The sequence below is a fragment of the Halanaeroarchaeum sp. HSR-CO genome, from assembly GCF_024972755.1.
GTDB lineage: Archaea > Halobacteriota > Halobacteria > Halobacteriales > Halobacteriaceae > Halanaeroarchaeum.
Genome location: NZ_CP087724.1, coordinates 1,436,044 through 1,453,807 on the forward strand (window position 1 = coordinate 1,436,044; position 17,764 = coordinate 1,453,807).

19 protein-coding genes, 1 tRNA gene and 1 pseudogene are annotated in these 17,764 nt (G+C 56.8%); 18 read left to right on the forward strand and 3 right to left on the reverse strand.

Features of this window, described 5'->3' with window-relative positions; translation table 11 throughout:
* Positions 1-46: 46 nt before the first annotated feature.
* Positions 47-682 (forward strand): class I SAM-dependent methyltransferase, encoded by a 636-nt coding sequence (locus tag HSRCO_RS07445; protein WP_259516970.1) that lies wholly within the window; start codon positions 47-49, stop codon positions 680-682.
* Here the strand turns inward: HSRCO_RS07445 and tsaA are convergent, their stop codons facing one another.
* The gene (tsaA, locus tag HSRCO_RS07450; RefSeq protein WP_259516971.1) at positions 683-1,057 is read right to left on the reverse strand and encodes a tRNA (N6-threonylcarbamoyladenosine(37)-N6)-methyltransferase TrmO; all 375 of its coding nucleotides are present in this window, start codon (positions 1,055-1,057) and stop codon (positions 683-685) included.
* Positions 1,058-1,420: 363 nt separating this feature from the next.
* Here tsaA and HSRCO_RS07455 point away from each other — a divergent pair, with 363 nt between their 5' ends.
* Positions 1,421-2,095, forward strand: a complete 675-nt coding sequence (locus tag HSRCO_RS07455) for a peroxiredoxin (RefSeq protein WP_259516972.1) — start codon at positions 1,421-1,423, stop codon at positions 2,093-2,095.
* Between the two features lie 95 nt (positions 2,096-2,190).
* Here HSRCO_RS07455 and HSRCO_RS07460 read toward each other — a convergent pair whose 3' ends face one another.
* Positions 2,191-3,615, reverse strand: a complete 1,425-nt coding sequence (locus HSRCO_RS07460; protein WP_259516973.1) for a sulfatase — start codon at positions 3,613-3,615, stop codon at positions 2,191-2,193.
* Between the two features lie 156 nt (positions 3,616-3,771).
* Between HSRCO_RS07460 and HSRCO_RS07465 the strand changes: the two genes are divergently transcribed.
* The 4 genes from HSRCO_RS07465 to HSRCO_RS07480 all read left to right on the forward strand — a co-directional run bounded on the left by HSRCO_RS07465 (position 3,772) and on the right by HSRCO_RS07480 (position 6,763).
* Positions 3,772-4,230 (forward strand): PaaI family thioesterase, encoded by a 459-nt coding sequence (locus tag HSRCO_RS07465; RefSeq protein ID WP_259516974.1) that lies wholly within the window; start codon positions 3,772-3,774, stop codon positions 4,228-4,230.
* 54 nt (positions 4,231-4,284) lie between these two features.
* Complete coding sequence (locus HSRCO_RS07470; protein WP_259519783.1) at positions 4,285-5,685, forward strand: deoxyribodipyrimidine photo-lyase; 1,401 nt, start codon at positions 4,285-4,287, stop codon at positions 5,683-5,685.
* A gap of 134 nt (positions 5,686-5,819) precedes the next feature.
* A complete protein-coding gene (gene sod / locus HSRCO_RS07475; RefSeq protein ID WP_259516975.1) occupies positions 5,820-6,422 on the forward strand; it encodes a superoxide dismutase in 603 nt (200 codons plus the stop codon).
* Between the two features lie 68 nt (positions 6,423-6,490).
* Positions 6,491-6,763, forward strand: coding sequence for a DUF5827 family protein (locus tag HSRCO_RS07480; protein WP_259516976.1), 273 nt, complete (start codon positions 6,491-6,493; stop codon positions 6,761-6,763).
* Between the two features lie 12 nt (positions 6,764-6,775).
* Here HSRCO_RS07480 and HSRCO_RS07485 read toward each other — a convergent pair whose 3' ends face one another.
* Positions 6,776-7,351 (reverse strand): MBL fold metallo-hydrolase, encoded by a 576-nt coding sequence (locus tag HSRCO_RS07485; protein ID WP_259516977.1) that lies wholly within the window; start codon positions 7,349-7,351, stop codon positions 6,776-6,778.
* A 109-nt stretch (positions 7,352-7,460) separates the two neighbouring features.
* Between HSRCO_RS07485 and thyX the strand changes: the two genes are divergently transcribed.
* The 12 genes and pseudogenes from thyX (at position 7,461) to HSRCO_RS07545 (ending at position 17,564) form a co-directional block, all read left to right on the forward strand.
* Positions 7,461-8,204 carry an FAD-dependent thymidylate synthase gene (gene thyX, locus HSRCO_RS07490; RefSeq protein ID WP_259516978.1) on the forward strand — a complete coding sequence of 248 codons (744 nt, stop codon included), beginning with the start codon at positions 7,461-7,463 and terminating at the stop codon, positions 8,202-8,204.
* A gap of 7 nt (positions 8,205-8,211) precedes the next feature.
* The gene (locus tag HSRCO_RS07495; RefSeq protein ID WP_396266386.1) at positions 8,212-8,391 is read left to right on the forward strand and encodes an HVO_2922 family protein; all 180 of its coding nucleotides are present in this window, start codon (positions 8,212-8,214) and stop codon (positions 8,389-8,391) included.
* Positions 8,392-8,479: 88 nt separating this feature from the next.
* Positions 8,480-8,554, forward strand: a tRNA-Glu gene (locus HSRCO_RS07500).
* A gap of 355 nt (positions 8,555-8,909) precedes the next feature.
* Positions 8,910-10,171 (forward strand): annotated as a pseudogene (locus HSRCO_RS07505) (RNA-guided endonuclease InsQ/TnpB family protein).
* Between the two features lie 1,431 nt (positions 10,172-11,602).
* Positions 11,603-12,298: a hypothetical protein gene (locus tag HSRCO_RS07510; protein WP_259516979.1), complete on the forward strand. Its 696-nt coding sequence runs from the start codon at positions 11,603-11,605 to the stop codon at positions 12,296-12,298.
* Positions 12,285-13,487 (forward strand): transposase, encoded by a 1,203-nt coding sequence (locus HSRCO_RS07515; protein WP_259516980.1) that lies wholly within the window; start codon positions 12,285-12,287, stop codon positions 13,485-13,487. The genes HSRCO_RS07510 and HSRCO_RS07515 overlap by 14 nt, the downstream gene beginning before the upstream one ends.
* Positions 13,488-13,618: 131 nt before the next feature.
* Complete coding sequence (locus HSRCO_RS07520) at positions 13,619-14,200, forward strand: hypothetical protein (RefSeq protein WP_259516982.1); 582 nt, start codon at positions 13,619-13,621, stop codon at positions 14,198-14,200.
* A complete protein-coding gene (locus HSRCO_RS07525) occupies positions 14,193-14,630 on the forward strand; it encodes a hypothetical protein (RefSeq protein ID WP_259516983.1) in 438 nt (145 codons plus the stop codon). The genes HSRCO_RS07520 and HSRCO_RS07525 overlap by 8 nt, the downstream gene beginning before the upstream one ends.
* A 78-nt stretch (positions 14,631-14,708) precedes the next feature.
* Positions 14,709-15,098: a hypothetical protein gene (locus HSRCO_RS07530; protein ID WP_259516984.1), complete on the forward strand. Its 390-nt coding sequence runs from the start codon at positions 14,709-14,711 to the stop codon at positions 15,096-15,098.
* A 64-nt stretch (positions 15,099-15,162) separates the two neighbouring features.
* Complete coding sequence (locus HSRCO_RS07535; protein WP_259516986.1) at positions 15,163-15,855, forward strand: nucleotidyltransferase domain-containing protein; 693 nt, start codon at positions 15,163-15,165, stop codon at positions 15,853-15,855.
* A complete protein-coding gene (locus tag HSRCO_RS07540; protein WP_259516988.1) occupies positions 15,848-16,363 on the forward strand; it encodes a DNA-binding protein in 516 nt (171 codons plus the stop codon). The genes HSRCO_RS07535 and HSRCO_RS07540 overlap by 8 nt, the downstream gene beginning before the upstream one ends.
* A 157-nt stretch (positions 16,364-16,520) precedes the next feature.
* Positions 16,521-17,564 carry an HNH endonuclease gene (locus HSRCO_RS07545; RefSeq protein WP_259516990.1) on the forward strand — a complete coding sequence of 348 codons (1,044 nt, stop codon included), beginning with the start codon at positions 16,521-16,523 and terminating at the stop codon, positions 17,562-17,564.
* The last annotated feature ends 200 nt before the right edge of the window (positions 17,565-17,764 follow it).

The window sequence follows — 17,764 nt, forward strand, 5'->3', positions numbered from 1 at the left end:
GGACGGCAGCCAATCGTTAAGTTGCTCTCCCCCGACAGGCTACGTGATGGGACCTACCGAAGCCTTCGAGACGCAGACCGGACGATACGAAGAGTGGTTCGAGGAGAACGAACCGACGTACCGGTCGGAGGTTCGGGCGCTCGACCGGTTCGTGGATACGGGCGCCTTCGGTCTCGAGATCGGAATCGGGACGGGGCGATTCGCCGAGCCGCTCGGCATCGACGTCGGCATCGATCCCGCACTGGAGATGCTCGAACACGCCGTCGAACGAGAGCGGTCTGTAGTTCAGGGGGTCGCCGAATGGCTCCCGTTCCAGGACGACGTCTTCGACGTCGCGCTCATCGTGACGACCATCTGTTTCGTCGACGACATCGAGCGAACGCTCGAGGAAGCCGGTCGGGTCCTCCACGCGGACGGCCGTCTCGTCATGGGGTACATCGATCGGGAGAGCGAGTACGGCCGTCATTACCAGGCGATCAAGGACGAGAATCCCTTCTACAGGGATGCGACGTTCGTCTCGACCGACGAACTACTGGCCGACCTAGACGCTCTGGGCTATGGTGACGTCGACATCGTCCAGACCGTCTTCGGTTCGCCGGGAGAACACGACGAAGTGGACGAACCACGACCGGGGTACGGCGAAGGGTCCTTCGTCGCGCTCTCCGCTCGAGCGCCGAACTGATCAGTCCAGGGGTACCTTGAGGTCGAGGACTGGCGATTTGTCTACCATGTCCACTCCTCGGACGGTCAGCGTCGATCCGTCCATCGCCAGTACCTCCACGGTGGTGAGTACTATCGGATTCGGACGCGCGGGAGACCGGCTCGCGAAGACGCCCCGACCTTCGATCCGGTCCAGACGTAACAGCGTTCGGTCAGCTTCGTGAGCGAACCAGACCACGATGAGGGAATCGCCCGCCTCGATACCGGCTAACCCTGCTTCGTACTCGGATTCGAGTTCGATCGTTCCCTCGATATCGTCGTTCGATCCTTGCCGTGGTGCCTCGCTCGTCGCAGTAATCGGTGTCCGAACCCGACCGATGGGAGACAGTTCGATCATATCTTGAACCACGTCGTGATCGGTTACCGATGTTTTGGTATCCTGCCGTCCCGGCCGACGGTGACATCCTCTCGTCCAATTGAGCATCCAGTTCCGTTATCGACAGTTGCAGTCCGATAGCAGGTGGCATGCACTCGTCCATCGTCGAAATGGCTGTATCTATCCGATCTTTGCCATTGTTGAGCCGGACACGACATTGTATCCTTACCACAATATAGTGGGCTGCAATTCTGCGTTCATCGCTGGAAACCTCACGTTTATAGGAATATAGTGTTCTCCGTAGATGAAAATATATTGTGTATTGCGCAAGAACAGGGGAGATTGAGAACATATATTATCTTCAAAGGAGAATAACGGATTGCAATGTCCGAAGACGCAGACGACTCGCCGAGATTGGCACTTATCGGGGACGAATTCCCCGAAATGACGGTAAATACGACCCACGGAGAACTGACCCTGCCGGACGAATACGAAGACGAGTGGTTCGTCCTCTTCAGTCACCCCGGAGATTTCACCCCCGTCTGTACGACTGAATTCGTCGGCTTCGAACAGCGCCGCGAACAGTTCGAAGAGATGGGCGTAAATCTGATCGGTCTCTCCGTCGACCGTGTCCACTCCCACCTGAAATGGACCGAATGGATCGACGACGAACTGGACGTAGAAATCGGCTTCCCCATCATCGCCGACGAAGGTGGTTCGGTCGGCGAAAGACTCGGGATGATTCAGCCAAACGCGGGCACGAGCACCGTCCGTGCCGTCTTCATCGTCGACGACACCGGGACGATCCGAACCATCCTCTACTACCCGGCCGAAGTCGGCCGGAACCTCGACGAAGTCCTCCGTGCCGTCGAGGCACTGCAGTTCTCCGACGCCGAAGGCGTCGCGACGCCCGCCGACTGGCCGAACAACGACATGTTCGGAGACAAGGTCCTCCTCCCGCCACCGGGAACCGAGGCCGACGCCGATGCACGTCTCGAAGAAGCTGAAGAGAAGGGCTACGACGCTCGCGACTGGTGGTTCACCCTCAAGGACCGGTAATCAGTTTCGAGCGACCCATCTAGAGCTACCACTACTACCGCATTCTTCTTCGCGTTTGCCTGGCTGACCGTGATTTCGATCAGCCGCTCGGCCGTTCACTGATAGCCGAGGGCCTTGAGACGCTTCTGTACGCCATCGGGCGTTTCGCCGGCAGCGGGCTGGTTCCCGCTGGTCGCCCCATCCTCGAGCCGATTGACGTGGTCGAGGGCAGCCTCTCGAAGGACCGCGACACCGGGTTCGTCTCGGCTATCCGGCCACAGGTTCTCCTGTTCGCCGGTATCGGCTATCCTGTCGTAGAGCTCGTGTGACTCGCCATCGGTGTGATGGATGTAGGTCCACTCCTCGGACCGGGCCGAAACGAGCAGGTCTCCCTCGTCGATCCGTTTCGGGATCGGCTGTTGGGTCACTGAATCACCGCGGACGGCGACGGATACCGGGGGCTCCCCGTGGGTCGATTCGCCGTCACGCACAGCAGAGAGGATGCTCTCTCCGTCGAACCCTTCGGTGGGAAGCCCGGCGGCGTCGAGGAGCGTCGGGGGAAGGGTATCCAGGGACGTCGGTGCCGATATGTCGCTCGCGTCCATCGCCGGATGGTCGATGATCAACGGAACGTGGGTCAGTTCGTCGTAGAGCTTGGGATAATGGGCGAGGTGACCGTGGTCCATGAACTCCTCGCCGTGATCGCCGGCGACGACGACGCACGTCTCATCACGAAGTCCCTCCGCTTCGAGTTTGTCCAGCAGTCGACCGACGCTCGCATCGACCTGGTGAACGGTGGCATCGTAGAGTGACCGAAGGTCGGCTAGTGTACTGTCGTTTACCTCCAGGCCGAGTCCCGTCCGGAGGTGCGCCCGGAGCATACGGAGGGTGCTGGTCTTGTTGTTTGTCACTTGTCGAAGGTGGCGGGGGGCAGGAACGTACGGTGTATGGGTGTCCATGTAGTGCACCCAGAGGAAAAAGGGCCCGTCGGTCGATTCGAGGAACGACACCGCCCGCGATTCCACGTCGATCAGCCGCGATGCGTCGAGGAACTGCGGTCGGTCGTCCCCCTTTAGTCGGCCTATCGCCCGGCGAAATGGCGACGAGAGTAGTTGCACCCATCCCTGAACTGTCGGATGAGCAGCGAGGTACCGCCCGTAGAGCGAGCCATCGGATTCGGTGAACGTTTCGAAGGAATCGAATCCACGATCGTATCCCCAGTGAGAGGTCAAGAAACCGTTCGCGGCGTTGAACCCGGCCGTCTCCGCACCGTGTTCGTCGAACGTCTCGGCGAGCGTCGAATCCGAGGCGACACCGATGTCCGGTCCCTCGGCGAAGACCGGTTTCGACCCGAGGATACTCGGAAACGAGAACGGCGTCCAGTTACCGGACGCGAATGCGTTCTCGACGTTCGTCCCGGACTCGGCGAGTGCGTCGATATTCGGCGAGTGCGAGTTCTCACCACCAACAGCATCCGCTCGCAGCGAATCGACGGTGATGAGGAGGACCCCGTCGACCGGGGCGGTGGATTCTTCAGTCACGTTACCTGAGGTAGGGGTAGCGCCGGTTTAAACCTTCTTAGAATCCGACACACGTTATAGCATGCCAACAGTTCGCGGTGGCGATCCACCACCGAAACCGGGTGATGTGACCGTGACACGTTGGTATTATCACGCGTGCGTCCGACCGTTGTCCTAATGGACGACGTCTACGATTCGGAGGATGCTCGGGCATTCCTCCAGCAGTACATCGACCAACACGGCTACCTCTCATTTCTCGATCTGCAAGTAGAATCGATGACTCCCGGCGAGATGGTCATGCGCGTCCCGTACGACGATAAACTGGCCAACAGGGGGCAGGGGAACGGGAACGTCCACGGCGGGATCGCCGCAACGATCATCGACACGGCAGGGGGGTTGAGCGTTCAAGCGTCCCTGGACGACCCCATCGACTCCGGCGTCGCCACCATCGATCTCAACGTCTCGTACCTCCGACCTGCCAGAGGCGACCTCGTCGCTACCGCCGAGGTCGTTCGGATCGGATCGACGGTCGGCGTCGCAACCGTCGATGTGGAAAGCAAGGTTCCAGACGGCAACCAGGAGACCGTCGCCGTCGGACGAGGGTCGTTCCGAATATTCCGACCGGACGATTCCTGACCCAACTACTAACTCCTCCAGTCCGTATCGGAGACGATGAGTGATTCGGCCGACGTGACGTTGTTCTGGCATCGTCGTGATCTTCGAACGATCGATAATGCTGGCCTCGACCGGGCGACAGCCCACGGGTCGGTGGTGCCGATATTCTGTCTCGACGACGATATCCTCCAGTATGCCGGGCGCCCCCGGGTCAGATTCATGCTCGAGGCCCTTCGAGACCTCCGCAAGCGATATCGTGACCTGGGAACGGATCTGATCGTCGTTCACGGAGACCCGAGCGTCCAGATTCCAGCGGTCGCAGCGGAATACGACGCAGACACCGTCGTGTGGAACGACGATTACTCCGGACTCGCCCAGGAGCGAGACGAATCGGTCGAGGACGCACTCCTCTCTGCCGGCTTCGACGTTGACTGGGTACAAGACCTCGTCCTCCACGAACCGGGTTCGATCCGGACCTCGAATGGTGACCCGTACTCCGTCTTCTCGTACTACTGGAAGAAGTGGCAAGACCGTGAGAAAGAATCCTCGTATGCTTGTCCAGAGGCCGACGCATTCGTTGGGGTCTCTGGTAATCCGATACCAGGACTCGAGGAACTGGGATTCGAGCAACCCGACGCTTCGATTCCCGACGGAACTCGCCAGGCCGCAATCGACCGACTTCGGGCGTTTATCGAGGATCCGATTTTCTCGTATAGCGACTGTCGAGACGTCCCCGCCGAAGCGTGCACCTCACGACTGTCACAGGATCTCAAGTTCGGGCTTGTGGGGATCCGCGAGGTGTACGAGGCGACCGAACGGGCGAAGTCGTCGGCCAGCTCGTCGGAAGACCGTGAGTCCGTCCGCGAGTTCCAGCGCCAACTCGCCTGGCGGGAATTCTACGCCCAGGTTCTGACGTACAGCCCAGAGACCGTGACCGAGAATTTCAAGTCCTACACGAACCCGATTTCGTGGAAACGAGACGAGGACGCCCTCGATGCCTGGAAACGAGGGCAGACGGGGTACCCCATCGTCGACGCTGGCATGCGACAATTACTGGCAGAAGGATACATGCACAACCGGGTCCGCATGATCGTCGCCTCGTTTCTCACCAAAGACCTGCTCGTGGACTGGCGAGAAGGGTACCGGTGGTTCCGTGATCGTCTCGTGGATCACGATACAGCGAACGACGTCGGTGGGTGGCAGTGGGCGGCATCCACGGGAACCGACGCCCAGCCGTACTTTCGCATCTTCAACCCCATGACACAGGGCGAGCGCTACGATCCCGAAGCGCAGTATATCACCGAATACGTCGAAGAACTCCGGAATGTCGACGCTGAAATAATCCACGACTGGACTGACCTGTCTCCCACTCAACGGGAGGCGAACGCCCCGGCGTATCCAGCGCCCATCGTCGACCACGCGGCCCGCAGAGAAGCGGCGATTGCGATGTTCGAACGCGCGAGGGCGGACGATTAACACAATCGATATGAAGCGAGTACCTCCGCTTTCGAAACCTTCGTTACTGGTAGCAACTCGGCCTCTAACCGGACAACCACCGCTTCCTCAACCTTTATCAGGAATCCGGGAGATAATCCTATTGTAGATCCACGATGAGCGATTACGAACTTCCACCACTGCCGTACGACTACGACGCACTGGAACCACACATCTCAGAACAGGTCCTCACCTGGCACCACGACACCCACCATCAGGGCTACGTCAACGGCTGGAACAGTGCCGAAGCAACGCTCGCCGAGAATCGCGACGCCGGATCGACCGACGGGTCCGCTGGCGCCATCCGTAGTGTCACCCACAACGGCTCGGGCCACATTCTGCACACGCTGTTCTGGAACAACATGTCCCCGAACGGGGGCGGCGAACCTGAGGGTGCCCTTCGGGACCGCATCGAAGCCGACTTCGGCTCGTACGACGCCTGGAAAGCCGAATTCGAAGCCGCCGCCTCCGCCGCCAGTGGCTGGGCACTCCTGGTGTACGACAGCCACTCCGAACAACTCCGCAACGTCGTCGTCGACAAACACGACCAGGGCGCCCTCTGGGGCAGCCACCCGATCCTGGCACTGGACGTCTGGGAGCACTCGTACTACTACGACTACGGCCCGGACCGCGGCAGCTTCGTCGACGCGTTCTTCGAAGTCGTCGACTGGGACGACGCCACGGAGAATTACAAGGACGTCGTCACGACCTTCGAGTAACTGGACTCCACAATTTTCTCGACGCGCCGACCGTGAGTCTTTAGTCACGGTGCAACGGGCATTCCAGTATGCCAGTGTCGAAATCCGAATTCGAGACCCTCTATCCCGCGGACTTCTACACGCCCCCCGAATTACTCGACGAAGACGAAATGTACACGGTCTACGAAATCGCTCGCCTCCTCCAGGAACTCGACCCCGACGCCGAACTCGAACCGCAGACCGAAGACATTCTTCTAGACTGGGCTATCCCGTGGATTATGGTTCACGCCGACGACCTCGTGGTCGCCGAACCCCGTGATGACGACGAACCCGGATACTATGGCGTGAACACGGCCGAGTGACACCGGTCGTCGCTACACTCTCGCCATCCGATACGCCATCTCGATGTCCTCGTAGGGTCGGTCAGTGACGCTGGGACCGTGGCCGCTGTGGAGAACACCGAGATCTTCGTCCACCAGTTCGAGAATACGCTCGATGCTCCGGACGAGGGTCGGGCGATCCCCTTCATCCAGATCGGTCCGTCCAAATCCTCCACCCCCGAAGACGAGGTCACCCGCGAATAGGATCCCCGCGCTCTCCGCGTAGAAACAGAGGTGGTCGTTCTTGTGTCCCGGTGTATGGACTGCGTGATACTCGTGGTCACCGATCTGTATCACGTCACCATCGGCGATTTGTTCGTCCACCAGGGGATGCTGTGGATCGTGTCCCCAGACGTCGACGTCGAACGAACTCGCGACCGATTCGGTGTTCTCTACGTGGTCGGGATGGGTGTGTGTAAGAACGATCGCATCCAGGGAATCGACGGCTTCTTCGAGGCGTGTAACGACGTCGAAGTTCGCACCCGGATCGACGAGGACGGTTCGTTCACCCTCGATGAGAAAGACGTTACTAGTGAACACCTGAATGTCCGCGGCGAGATTTCGGATCATAATCGGGTATCGATAGGACGTAGGCCCGGTCCGGGAAAGAAGCTTCGCGTCGGCAAGTGACCCAACAACGGTTTAGTGCCCCGCCACCCACTGCTCAGTCAGTACACTCATGGACGTCACACTTCTCGAAGCCACACAAAACCCGGAGGAACTCATCTGCAGGGCGGCCCGAAACGACTACATGGAGGCATTCAACCCAGAGCTATCCTTCGAGGAGACGATGGAGACAGTCGAGGGCGATACCATCGAGGAGAAAAAGGCGACGCTCATCGGACACCTCCTCCGGCACGGCCACTACGGCCCGTTCGAGCACGCACAAGCGACCTTTGCCGTCAAGGGGTGCAGCAGAACCTGCATGGCCCAGATAACGCGGCATCGCCACGTTAGTTTCGACGTCAGGTCCATGCGATACGTCTCCTTCGACGACGTCGATCCGGACGACGTCGCGAATGGCGAACTCGTCGTTTTTCCGCCATCCGTCACCGACCCCGACTGGGTCGGTCGCAAGAACAAAGCCGGATCTGTCGACGAAGAGACCGTCGAACAACGCGAAGAAATCTTTGCCGACGCCGTTCAGCAGTCCGTGCAGGCCTACCAGGACCTCCTCGATCTGGACATGCCACCGGAGGACGCGCGGTTCGTTCTCCCTCTCGGAACGGAGGTCAATATCGTCTTCTCGATGAACATTCGGATGCTCATGCACGTGGCCGACATGCGGGCCGCCGCAGACGCCCAGTGGGAGGTACGCGGGATGACCGAAGACGTGCTGGACCTCGCGGCAGAGTGGGCACCGATTACATTCGAGTATTACAACGAGAATATGCGCAACCGTAAAAACAGATTAGCTCCGTGATAGTATCATGGGCGCAACGTTCGAAGTGTACGAGGATGCCGGCGGACAGTGGCGGTGGCGACTCCGACACGACAACGGGAACATCATCGCGGATTCTGGTGAAGGGTACGCGACACTACAGAAGGCCAAACAGGGAATCGAGAGTGTGAAGACGAACGCTCCTGGGGCACCGATCGAGCGAGAGTAGTCGAGCTGCGTGACCCAGTCTCACGGCATCGCTGAAACACAACCGTTATACTGGAACCACGGTAACGAATGAGTGCACGCAGACGAGGGCTCCGTTAGTGTAGTCCGGCCAATCATATTGCCCTCTCGAGGCAATGACCAGGGTTCAAATCCCTGACGGAGCATAATCGGCGTATTTCTTCGAACCTATAGAAATCGGGGAATGAGGCCGGTCTACTTCTAGATATGTCAAAATGAGTTCGCAGTCCTCTGAAACGGAGCACGGGTTCTGCCCGCATATTCTGAAGGATGATTCCAGGCCATACCGATTGTTCGGTCGGTATCCACTGCGATGATCTGCATCCGTGGATAGGTTACGGAAGTTCAAGGAGAAAGCCCCGTGCTTAAGCGCGGGGATGAATCCGACACAGTACTCGGCACCCGCCGCCAATAGTAGGGTCGGATATTTACCGTCCACGTTTACGTTCACTCTCGCCCCGGAAGGATTGGAACAAAGTATATCTGCTACATAAAATATGTATGGCGAAACGGGTCGTCACGCGTACCTATCGCGCCCGCATCTACAATTATTCGCAGGTACGAGACGACCTCGATTCGCTTGGATTCGCCGCCAGTAAGCTCTGGAACGTTGGCCGATGGACCGTTCAACGGGTCTGGGACGCTTGCGGGCAGATACCCGACGCGAACGCGCTCATGTCATATCTCAAGAATCACGAACGCTATGCCGACCTGCATTCACAGTCGAGTCAGCGAGTTCTCCAGGAACTCGGTGAGGCGTTCACGAGTTGGTACGGCAAGCGCGGAAACGGGGACGAGAACGCGAATCCGCCCGGCTACCGCAACCACAAAGCCGAGCATCCGCGCTAGACGGTCACGTTCAAGGCCGCGGGATTCAAGCACGACACCGAGAACGAGCGCGTCCGTCTCTCGAAAGGCACGAATCTCAAAGAGACGCGGTCGGATTTCGTTCTCTGCGAGTACGACGTAATTGGCCCGTCCGAGCGCTCGACCGAAAACGTCCAACAGGTTCGAGCGGTGTACGAACACGGCATCTGGCGACTACATTTTGTCTGTCGCGTCGAGATAGATGAAGCTCACTCCCCCGGCGACGGTGTGGCAGGCATCGACCTGGGTATCTGCAACTTCGCTACCGTCTCATTTGGGAACGAAGCCGTGTTGTATCCCGGTGGCGCGCTCAAAGAGGACGAATACTACTTCGGGAAAACACGCGCCGAAACCAACGACTCGGCCTCGCGAGAAGCCCGCCGTCTTGACACCAAACGCAGCGACCGCCGGACACACTTCCTGCACACGCTTTCGAAAGACATCGTGTCCGAATGTGTTAAACGAGGCGTCGGGACGATCGTCGTGGGTGATCTTGAAGGTATACGTGAGGGCGATGAGATAGGTGACACCCGGAACTGGGATATCACGGCAATCTCGACTTGCATGGCTGGGCGTTCGACCGGTTCACGTCGATGGTCGAATACAAGGCCGAAGCGAAGGGTATTGACGTAAAACGGGTGGATGAGCGCGGCACGTCGAAAACGTGTTCTGCGTGTGGGAACGAAGACAGTCAGCAACGCGTCGAACGCGGATTATATGTCTGTGAGTGTGGGTTCGTCGAGAATGCGGATTGCAACGGTGCAGAGAACATCAGACAAAAGGTATTCCCGAATCCTCCAGAGGATAGGGATAACGGCTGGTTGGCACAGCCATCGGTCCGTCTGTTCGACAAATCCACGGGCAGAGTATGCCCACAAGAACAGGTTGTTCCGTAGACCCAAATATCCCAAAGTGGGAATCCTCGCCCTTCAGGGCGGGGAGGATGTCAACACCAATATCTGAGGGGGAATGTAGAAACATGGGCCTTCAATAGAAAAACCCTACCCGATAGTGACGCGGAACGGGGGGTGAAATTAAACGGACCGTGCTTTCGAACTCGTCGGTTGGCCATTTCGACGTCTATCGGAACCGTCCTCGTTGGGCTCGCGGGCTGCAGTTGGGCGCCGCGAAACCTTCCGACGGACTCTTCGACAAGTCAACCGTGCGTCGATTACGAGGACTAACAGGGTGATGGATTCACTGGAACTCTCACGACAGGGATTGGTTCGGAGCAACCCGTAACTGAGGCCACTGGTCTCTACGAGGGACCTATTGTAAATGATCGCTCCTTCGAAGGGGTGAACGATGGCTTTAGCGCTGAGACGCTTATATCGAGTTCTCGAAATTGAAGACGGTTAACTTCTATTTCGAGCAAGACATGGACCGAAAGACCTGCCTAGACCCAGAATGGGGTGATACGAGGTCGGTGAAGACCAGGCAACTGACCAGAGAAAATTTATTACTGAAAATCATTGTAGTTGAAATTCTCGGCTGAAACGGGCGAGCCAGCCAACGCTGGTTTTGTATTGTGAGATGTTGGCCGAAGAGAATCGCTCTCTGTCTCCTTGTTGATACATTCAGCGCTCGAGTCAATCCCGATTTGCATTGTTATTCTATACCTGTGGGATTGTCAGGTCACACTCCCAGCATCATTCGACGAGACCTCCCTTACGCCCATAGGCAGTCCAAATGGGGCGGTGAAGAACGTCATGACCCCACCAGTTGTGGACCATATTCGGTTTCGCATCCACGAGTTACCAACCGATCACCCCTGGTACGATATGTCTGAGAACGAATGTCGATCCGAAGAAGCCGGTCGCCTGATACAGATGGTTTGCCACGACGAGCTTGGAGGTGTACTCCAGGAACCTCGCTCCGATCAGGTTCTGTGCGCCGTCTCAAGTCTGGCCGAAGATGGCGAGGATCAGCAGCGGATGACGCAAGGCAACATTATCGATTACTCCAGCCACCCAGCAGTTGATGGCTGTCGTCCCAAGAGAAATCTCGATCGTTACGACTGGCACCCAAAGTCGCATTGGTGCTTGCCCCCGATATACTAGAGCAGATGGCTGAGCCAACCCCACCGAGCGCCCAGACTGTCCCGACGATTTCGATGGTCTGTGGGATCGAGAGGTTTCCTCACTCACGAGCAAGTGCCCCTACCCCATAGATTGGTCACGATACTGGGATGGCCATTTCTATTATCATAAATATTATGTCATTCTAACTGCCCATCAGATCAGTCCGAATAGAATCTTATTCATAACTTATCATGCCTAAATCTATTATATTAGAAGTGAGTATAATTACTCAAGAAAATACTGTCCATGTACTATACAGAAAACAATCGAGGAAAATACGACCATTGTGATAGCGTAGGTCAAACAGTAACTGCAGGCATTCGAGATGAGGAAAACTCAGAAACCGAAGATTACGAAGTGATCAAATCCGGCGACAGTATCTCGTCCCAACCATCTCAGGATATCCACACCTCGTCACCAAGACGACCGTCAGAGTATCCTCGACAGTTCCTCATCGATTATGCAATCCGTCAGAAACAACGGGAGGAACAATCCCAGCCCAACAATCGGTCAAGTGCAGAGGAAGCGAAGGTTGAACAAGAATTCGATTTTGTAGTCATCGATTACGCAAGAAATGCCTTAGACGAGAGGGGCTTTCGCGCACCCATAAAGCGGGGATACGTGGTCGGACTGATACTGGCCAAAATTCGGAAATTAAAGATAAAGCCACTCGCACGGCACCTGAATCGCAATCCAGAAACCCGAAACCGTCTAGAACCCATCGGTGGAACGTCACACAGCACGATAAATCGAAGAAAGAATGAGCTGTCAGAAGACCATCTGCGTATAGTCGAAGACGCTGCCCAAGACGTCCTGTATGCCGTATATCGGAGGGGGCATGATTTCCCCGAATCCGTTAGGGAGGCCCACGAAGACGATCATTGTTCGCCAATATGTCTGGAAAACAAATTCGTTGACAGGGTCTCAGATGAGCTGGAATAGGGGGCCGCCAACCCAACTCCGGAAAGAAGCGTTGAGAAATTGGATTCATGACCTCTACGACTTCGGTGTCTTTGAGCCTCTGCGGTTTGATAAAAGCAATAAGGGCGATTCGTTTGCATTTGGCTCTGTTATAGGTCTCTTCGCAACAGCCGCAGCGGAAAAGAGAAGCTTGTACCAGGCTTCGTTTGCCGCTGAATGGGATACAGATCCCCAATTAGTGCCAAATGGTGAGACCGTTCGATCAACGATTAATGAAAAGAATATTGAGATCATATATCGCCAATTCAAAGATTCATATTTGCAGCTGTTACACTATTTATCCACGAATTATCCAGACGGGAAACCCCGACCGGCTGCTATCGATGATACAGTTGTTCCTGCTGCAGATGAAAACGAATGGACGGATGAGTACTCCACCGGATATCGCGAACCATCTCTCAAGAATGTCGACTACGTTCACAAATATACACTGGGAGGATTCATCGGCGACAATAATCGCATTGTATTCGGAGTCCACCCGAAAAAGACGGACGAGTACGCGGGTGGCGAACTAATCCACCGGGTGATGAGACCGCCAGTGTTCAATTCAGAACATGACATCTCGACGGTAGTGGCCGATAGGGGGTTCGTCGGCGCACCACAAATCGACGCATTTCGTGCTGTCGCGAAACCGAATTTCCTCATTTTAGCCAAACAACAACATGAACCTGGATTACTGACACACCTAACCCCAATGGATACCGATGGTGGTACGCTTTGGGCCCTCGAAACCTATCTGAATAAATTGAAATCAAAACCGAATTTGTATGTTATTGATAGACATCCAAATGAACGTAGTAGCCCCCAAAGAAAACAACGCGCGTATTTGACTGATATGGATATCGATCATATCAATCCATACCAGATTAAACTACGCTATCGTCAGCGTCGGCGGATCGAGGAAACCATTCGAGAGATAAAATACGAATTCGCAATACCCACGAATAACGCATCTCCTGAACTTGCTTTCTATCTGTTTTCCATATCCACGCTTTTCTACAACTTATCGAACATCATTAATAACTACTCGTCGCCAAAGTATGACATCCCCCTCGGTGTCATGTATAATAAGCAATCAAATATCGTTGCTGCAGATGTGCTCAAAGCAATCCAGGATGTCGCATTCTTACGAGCGAAGCAGGATGACTAATAGTTTCTAACTCCTTGCTTCGGAAGGGTCTGACAGTGACGAACCGAGGGGGGTGTTACTACAACAATGCCGAAGCAGAAATTATTCAGTTTGCAATAGATATATGTCGCTATAGGTGTCAGACCCCAATAATGGATTCACGAGAGAGACTCACGGATATTCCAGAGGACGCGTATGATGGCGACAGATCGCCACCCGACCTCGCCGAGTTCGTGTCTCCCGAGTCGCTGCTCAAGGGCGGCCCGATCCGCGAGCGACTGCTTGATGTCGTCACCGGGCTTCGAACTCCTACCAAGGTGTCCGACATTGCTGACCTCGCTGATTGTGATACCGAGACTGCACGCGATTACCTGGAGTGGTTCGACGAGATGGGGCTTGTTCACCGACAGGACGGTCGTCCTGTCCGATACGAGCGTAATGACGAGTATTTCCAGTGGCGACGTATCAACCGTATTCGAGAGAATTACGCCGAACGAGAAATCGTGGAGGCACTTTCGGACGCCATTGAGCAAATCGAAGACTACAGAGATCAATTCGACGCAGACGACCCCAATGACGTCTCACTCGTCGAAGCCAGTCAGGACATGACAACCGAAGACGCGTGGGAGGACCTCTCCGAGTGGAAAACGCTCGAACGAAGAGCAGCTCTCCTCGACGCGGCGCGACGTGACCATCCCACATCCGGTAGCACCCCTGGGCACATCGATGCCTGACAACCCGGCCGACCCACCCCGTACCGGCCCTATCGATGCAGAAATATTGGATCGGATTGCCGCTCATTTAAAGCGAAGCGCCCGCTTCGACGAGGTCAATGCACGCCCCGAGTATGCACCGAACGCTGTCGTCGCCGACTACGACCTCGGGTATTTCCCAGGTGGTGTCACACGTGCGTATTTTCGAATCCGATGGTTCGAGACCGACGACTTCAGTATCCATTACGCAGAGCACTACCAAACGGAGAACTCGTGGGAGTGCCGTTGGGACCGCCACCCCAACGACCACAACACACGCGAGCACTTCCACCCACCATCGGACGCCCCCACACTAGGCGACGACGCCGACTATCCAGACGAATGGCAAGACGTACTCGCCACCGTACTCACCCGCCTCGACGAACGGATCGAAGCATTCTGGACCGAGTAACGACCGTGCGAAAACGAGGATTGGCTGCATCCGATTCAGGGAAACTGATTACTGACGTCCGAGTGTACTGCCGCATCGATGCCCCAGATATTTGACTTCTACTGTACGAACCCGGACTGTGAGTTCGAAATGCCGTCCGGCTGGGGGTACTACATGTATGCGACTGCGGACGACGGCGAACGCGTCCACTGCCCCCATCCCGGCGAGATGGGGCGAGCACGAGAAGTGATCGGCGAGGACGCATCCCAGGCGGAGATTGACCGCCGCACTGGATTCAACACCTACTGCTTCTGTATCCACTGTGAAACGCAGGTGGATCTGGACTTGGATCGGGACGAAAAAGCGTGTCCGGAGTGCCGGTCAAACGCGGTCAAGACCATCGATGAACTCGTGGACGAGAATGCCCCGTCTGCGAAGATGGCACATTCATCGCTGAAGATACGGGCGCGATTGTCTAGCCTCACGTGATCAAATAAATGAGACGCAGTATTCTATATGAAGTTTAAGTATCTGGCCGTCCGAACGGTTTTGTATGGAAAGCAGATCGAATACTGGCGGAGGAAAGGGAGCGACAATATCCCTTGATATCCCCGCACAGGACGCGGACATATTCAAAAGCCAGGCCTTCCACGATATTCTCTCCTTTTTAACTCGATACCATACCGACGAGTTCTCCATCACCGAATTGACGGACGCAGTAGACTACTCCCAGCCGACCATCAGCAAGGCCGTCGATATCTTAGCCGCCAACGACCTCGTTACCGACCGGCGCGACGGGAACACGCGGCTGGTCCAAATCAACTCTGGGCGGTTATCCCGGCCGGACGATCCGATCCTGCACATCCCACAGGCCGAATTCCACACACCAGTCCGGACAGCCGTCGATGAATTAATCGAACAACTCGACGACGTCGTCGGGATTATCCTGTACGGGAGTGTCGCGCGCGGCGACGCTGACCGTCGGAGTGACATCGACCTGTGGGTCCTCGTCGAAGCCGACCGGATGGCGAATCAGCGAACCGCGAACCGAGTTCGACAAGACCTCGAAGACCAGGAATTCGACACCGGCCGGTACGCATACGAAATCGACGTCGAATCACTGCCAGCAGTCCCGAACTACACCGACGAACTCCGCGACGTCCTCGGCGACGGTCTCGTCGTCTACGACTCGGAGAAATTCGAGACCGTCCGAGAGATGGTCTTCCACGGCGATCTCGATGAGTAGGGAATCAGACCCGCAAGCAATCGTAGACGCTCTCACCGCAACCATCGACGCATTCAACGAAGAAGGATACGGTGTCCCGACGCGCGAAGACGCAATCAATTCCGACGCCGACTGGAAAACCCAGCTGACGAAAGCATGCCGGCTGCTGGCGGCGGTCGATACACTCTCCGATCAAGGCTTCTACACCGCGACAATCGAACTGTGCTTCGGCGCGACCGAACGCTCCGTCGAAGCCTACGCCCTAGCTGAAGGCGGCGACGATCTCGAGGACTTTCACGACCACACCACCTGCTACGACCGCGCAACCGCCCTCGGCCTCCTCTCCGAGCCAACGACACGTGACCTCCGGCAACTGTACGACACCAACCGCACAGACAGTTACTACGGCGGCCGACGTCCGACAGCACGCCAAGCAGACACAATGCAGCAACTCGCTCGCAGCGTCCACGAGTACGTCACCGACCAGATCCGGGAAGGCGGGGTTTGCGTCTGTGACTCTCTGGATTGACGGACCTTGGTTCACATCCAGCCGATTCCTGTGAGTAACACGAGGGGGGCCGGCAACACCGAGCACGATTATGGCGAGTTCCACACGTCACATCCTGAGCTACCTTACGAGTGTCGCGCAGGCATTAATTGACTGACAGACGTAATTCCGCGGTATCATGCACCACGCGTTTCGGGTCGGACAACAATACCGCGATACTGGCAGTTTCCGCAACCCGGACGACCAGTTCCTGCGGTGGATTCGCGGCCCGCTCGACACCGGCATCAAGAATACTGGCGGCATCCGTGATCTCGGTGCGGATCGATCCGAGACGCCTGCGGCGCTCGTGCTTGTCTCCAACGATAGCGGCGTCTCCCAGCACGACGACCCGTGGGAGGACACGCTTGCCGTCAACGCCGGGTACATTAGCTACTGGGGCGACGCAAAGGCCTCGAACCCCTACGACGAGTCCGCGCAAAACCAGAAAATCAAGCACGCGTTCGACAACGCTGCGGCCGGGCGGCGCGAGGACGTTCCGCCCGTCCTCGTGTTCCGCAAACCCGAATCAGGCGTCGTCGAGTTCTGCGGGCTCTGCGTTCCCGACCACTTCGAAGTTCACGCGTACCAGACCGATGACGGCACGCAGGTCCCGAACTACCAGTTTCACTTCTCGATTCTCAACACCAACGCCGTCCCCGTCACGTGGCTGCACGACCGCGTACAGCAGAACGACGACAGCGAGGCACCGGCCGTCTGGCAGCACTGGGTTCAGACCGGAGAGGTGGCCCAGTGGCCGACGGGCGAACCCCTCGATTTGAGCGGCCGGATTCGCCGCTACGAAACGTCCGAAATCACCGTGAGCGACGCGTTCCGGACAGACATACTCGACCGCTACGACCACGCGTGCACTCTGACTGGCATTCGAGAAGACGAGCTGCTGGATCTCGCGCACATCCTCCCACGGAGTCAACACCCCAATCTCGCCGAAGACCCTGAGAATGTTCTCGTATTGAACTCGCTGCACCACCGCGCATTCGACGCCGCGCTGTTCACCATCGATAGCGACTACCGGATCCGTACCAGTCCGTCATTCGATCCAGCGCACCCGTTCCTCCGCGAAACCATTCTCAGTCGGGACGGCGAACAACTCGCATTCCCACCCGGCGCACAAGTGCAACCGGCGTTCCTGGAGGAACTCAACACCGGCCTCTCTTGGCTCTAGTTTGCTCGTCTCGGTACTACCGCGGCAACAGAACTCAACTCGTTCCCGCTCGCAACGGCCGAGAAATGGCCCTTATATTAGCATCCCCTCACCTAGCATAAGAAGCATCTGGAGGTACATACAGTGACGTTTCAAGAACGACTCCGCTCGATAGAAGAGCGGTACAACATAGACGAGAGCGAACACGCACGGGAACTCGG

Excerpts from the sequence above, each read along its gene's own strand:
- HSRCO_RS07515 (WP_259516980.1), top strand. The coding sequence starts at position 12,285 with ATGAGCTGGAATAGGGGGCCGCCAACCCAACTCCGGAAAGAAGCGTTG.
- HSRCO_RS07495 (WP_396266386.1), top strand. The coding sequence starts at position 8,212 with ATGGGCGCAACGTTCGAAGTGTACGAGGATGCCGGCGGACAGTGGCGG.
- HSRCO_RS07485 (WP_259516977.1), bottom strand. The coding sequence starts at position 7,351 with ATGATCCGAAATCTCGCCGCGGACATTCAGGTGTTCACTAGTAACGTC.
- HSRCO_RS07510 (WP_259516979.1), top strand. The coding sequence starts at position 11,603 with ATGTACTATACAGAAAACAATCGAGGAAAATACGACCATTGTGATAGC.
- sod (WP_259516975.1), top strand. The coding sequence starts at position 5,820 with ATGAGCGATTACGAACTTCCACCACTGCCGTACGACTACGACGCACTG.
- HSRCO_RS07545 (WP_259516990.1), top strand. The coding sequence starts at position 16,521 with ATGCACCACGCGTTTCGGGTCGGACAACAATACCGCGATACTGGCAGT.
- HSRCO_RS07445 (WP_259516970.1), top strand. The coding sequence starts at position 47 with ATGGGACCTACCGAAGCCTTCGAGACGCAGACCGGACGATACGAAGAG.
- HSRCO_RS07455 (WP_259516972.1), top strand. The coding sequence starts at position 1,421 with ATGTCCGAAGACGCAGACGACTCGCCGAGATTGGCACTTATCGGGGAC.
- HSRCO_RS07525 (WP_259516983.1), top strand. The coding sequence starts at position 14,193 with ATGCCTGACAACCCGGCCGACCCACCCCGTACCGGCCCTATCGATGCA.
- HSRCO_RS07465 (WP_259516974.1), top strand. The coding sequence starts at position 3,772 with ATGGACGACGTCTACGATTCGGAGGATGCTCGGGCATTCCTCCAGCAG.
- HSRCO_RS07480 (WP_259516976.1), top strand. The coding sequence starts at position 6,491 with ATGCCAGTGTCGAAATCCGAATTCGAGACCCTCTATCCCGCGGACTTC.
- HSRCO_RS07540 (WP_259516988.1), top strand. The coding sequence starts at position 15,848 with ATGAGTAGGGAATCAGACCCGCAAGCAATCGTAGACGCTCTCACCGCA.
- HSRCO_RS07520 (WP_259516982.1), top strand. The coding sequence starts at position 13,619 with ATGGATTCACGAGAGAGACTCACGGATATTCCAGAGGACGCGTATGAT.
- HSRCO_RS07530 (WP_259516984.1), top strand. The coding sequence starts at position 14,709 with ATGCCCCAGATATTTGACTTCTACTGTACGAACCCGGACTGTGAGTTC.
- thyX (WP_259516978.1), top strand. The coding sequence starts at position 7,461 with ATGGACGTCACACTTCTCGAAGCCACACAAAACCCGGAGGAACTCATC.
- HSRCO_RS07535 (WP_259516986.1), top strand. The coding sequence starts at position 15,163 with ATGGAAAGCAGATCGAATACTGGCGGAGGAAAGGGAGCGACAATATCC.
- tsaA (WP_259516971.1), bottom strand. The coding sequence starts at position 1,057 with ATGATCGAACTGTCTCCCATCGGTCGGGTTCGGACACCGATTACTGCG.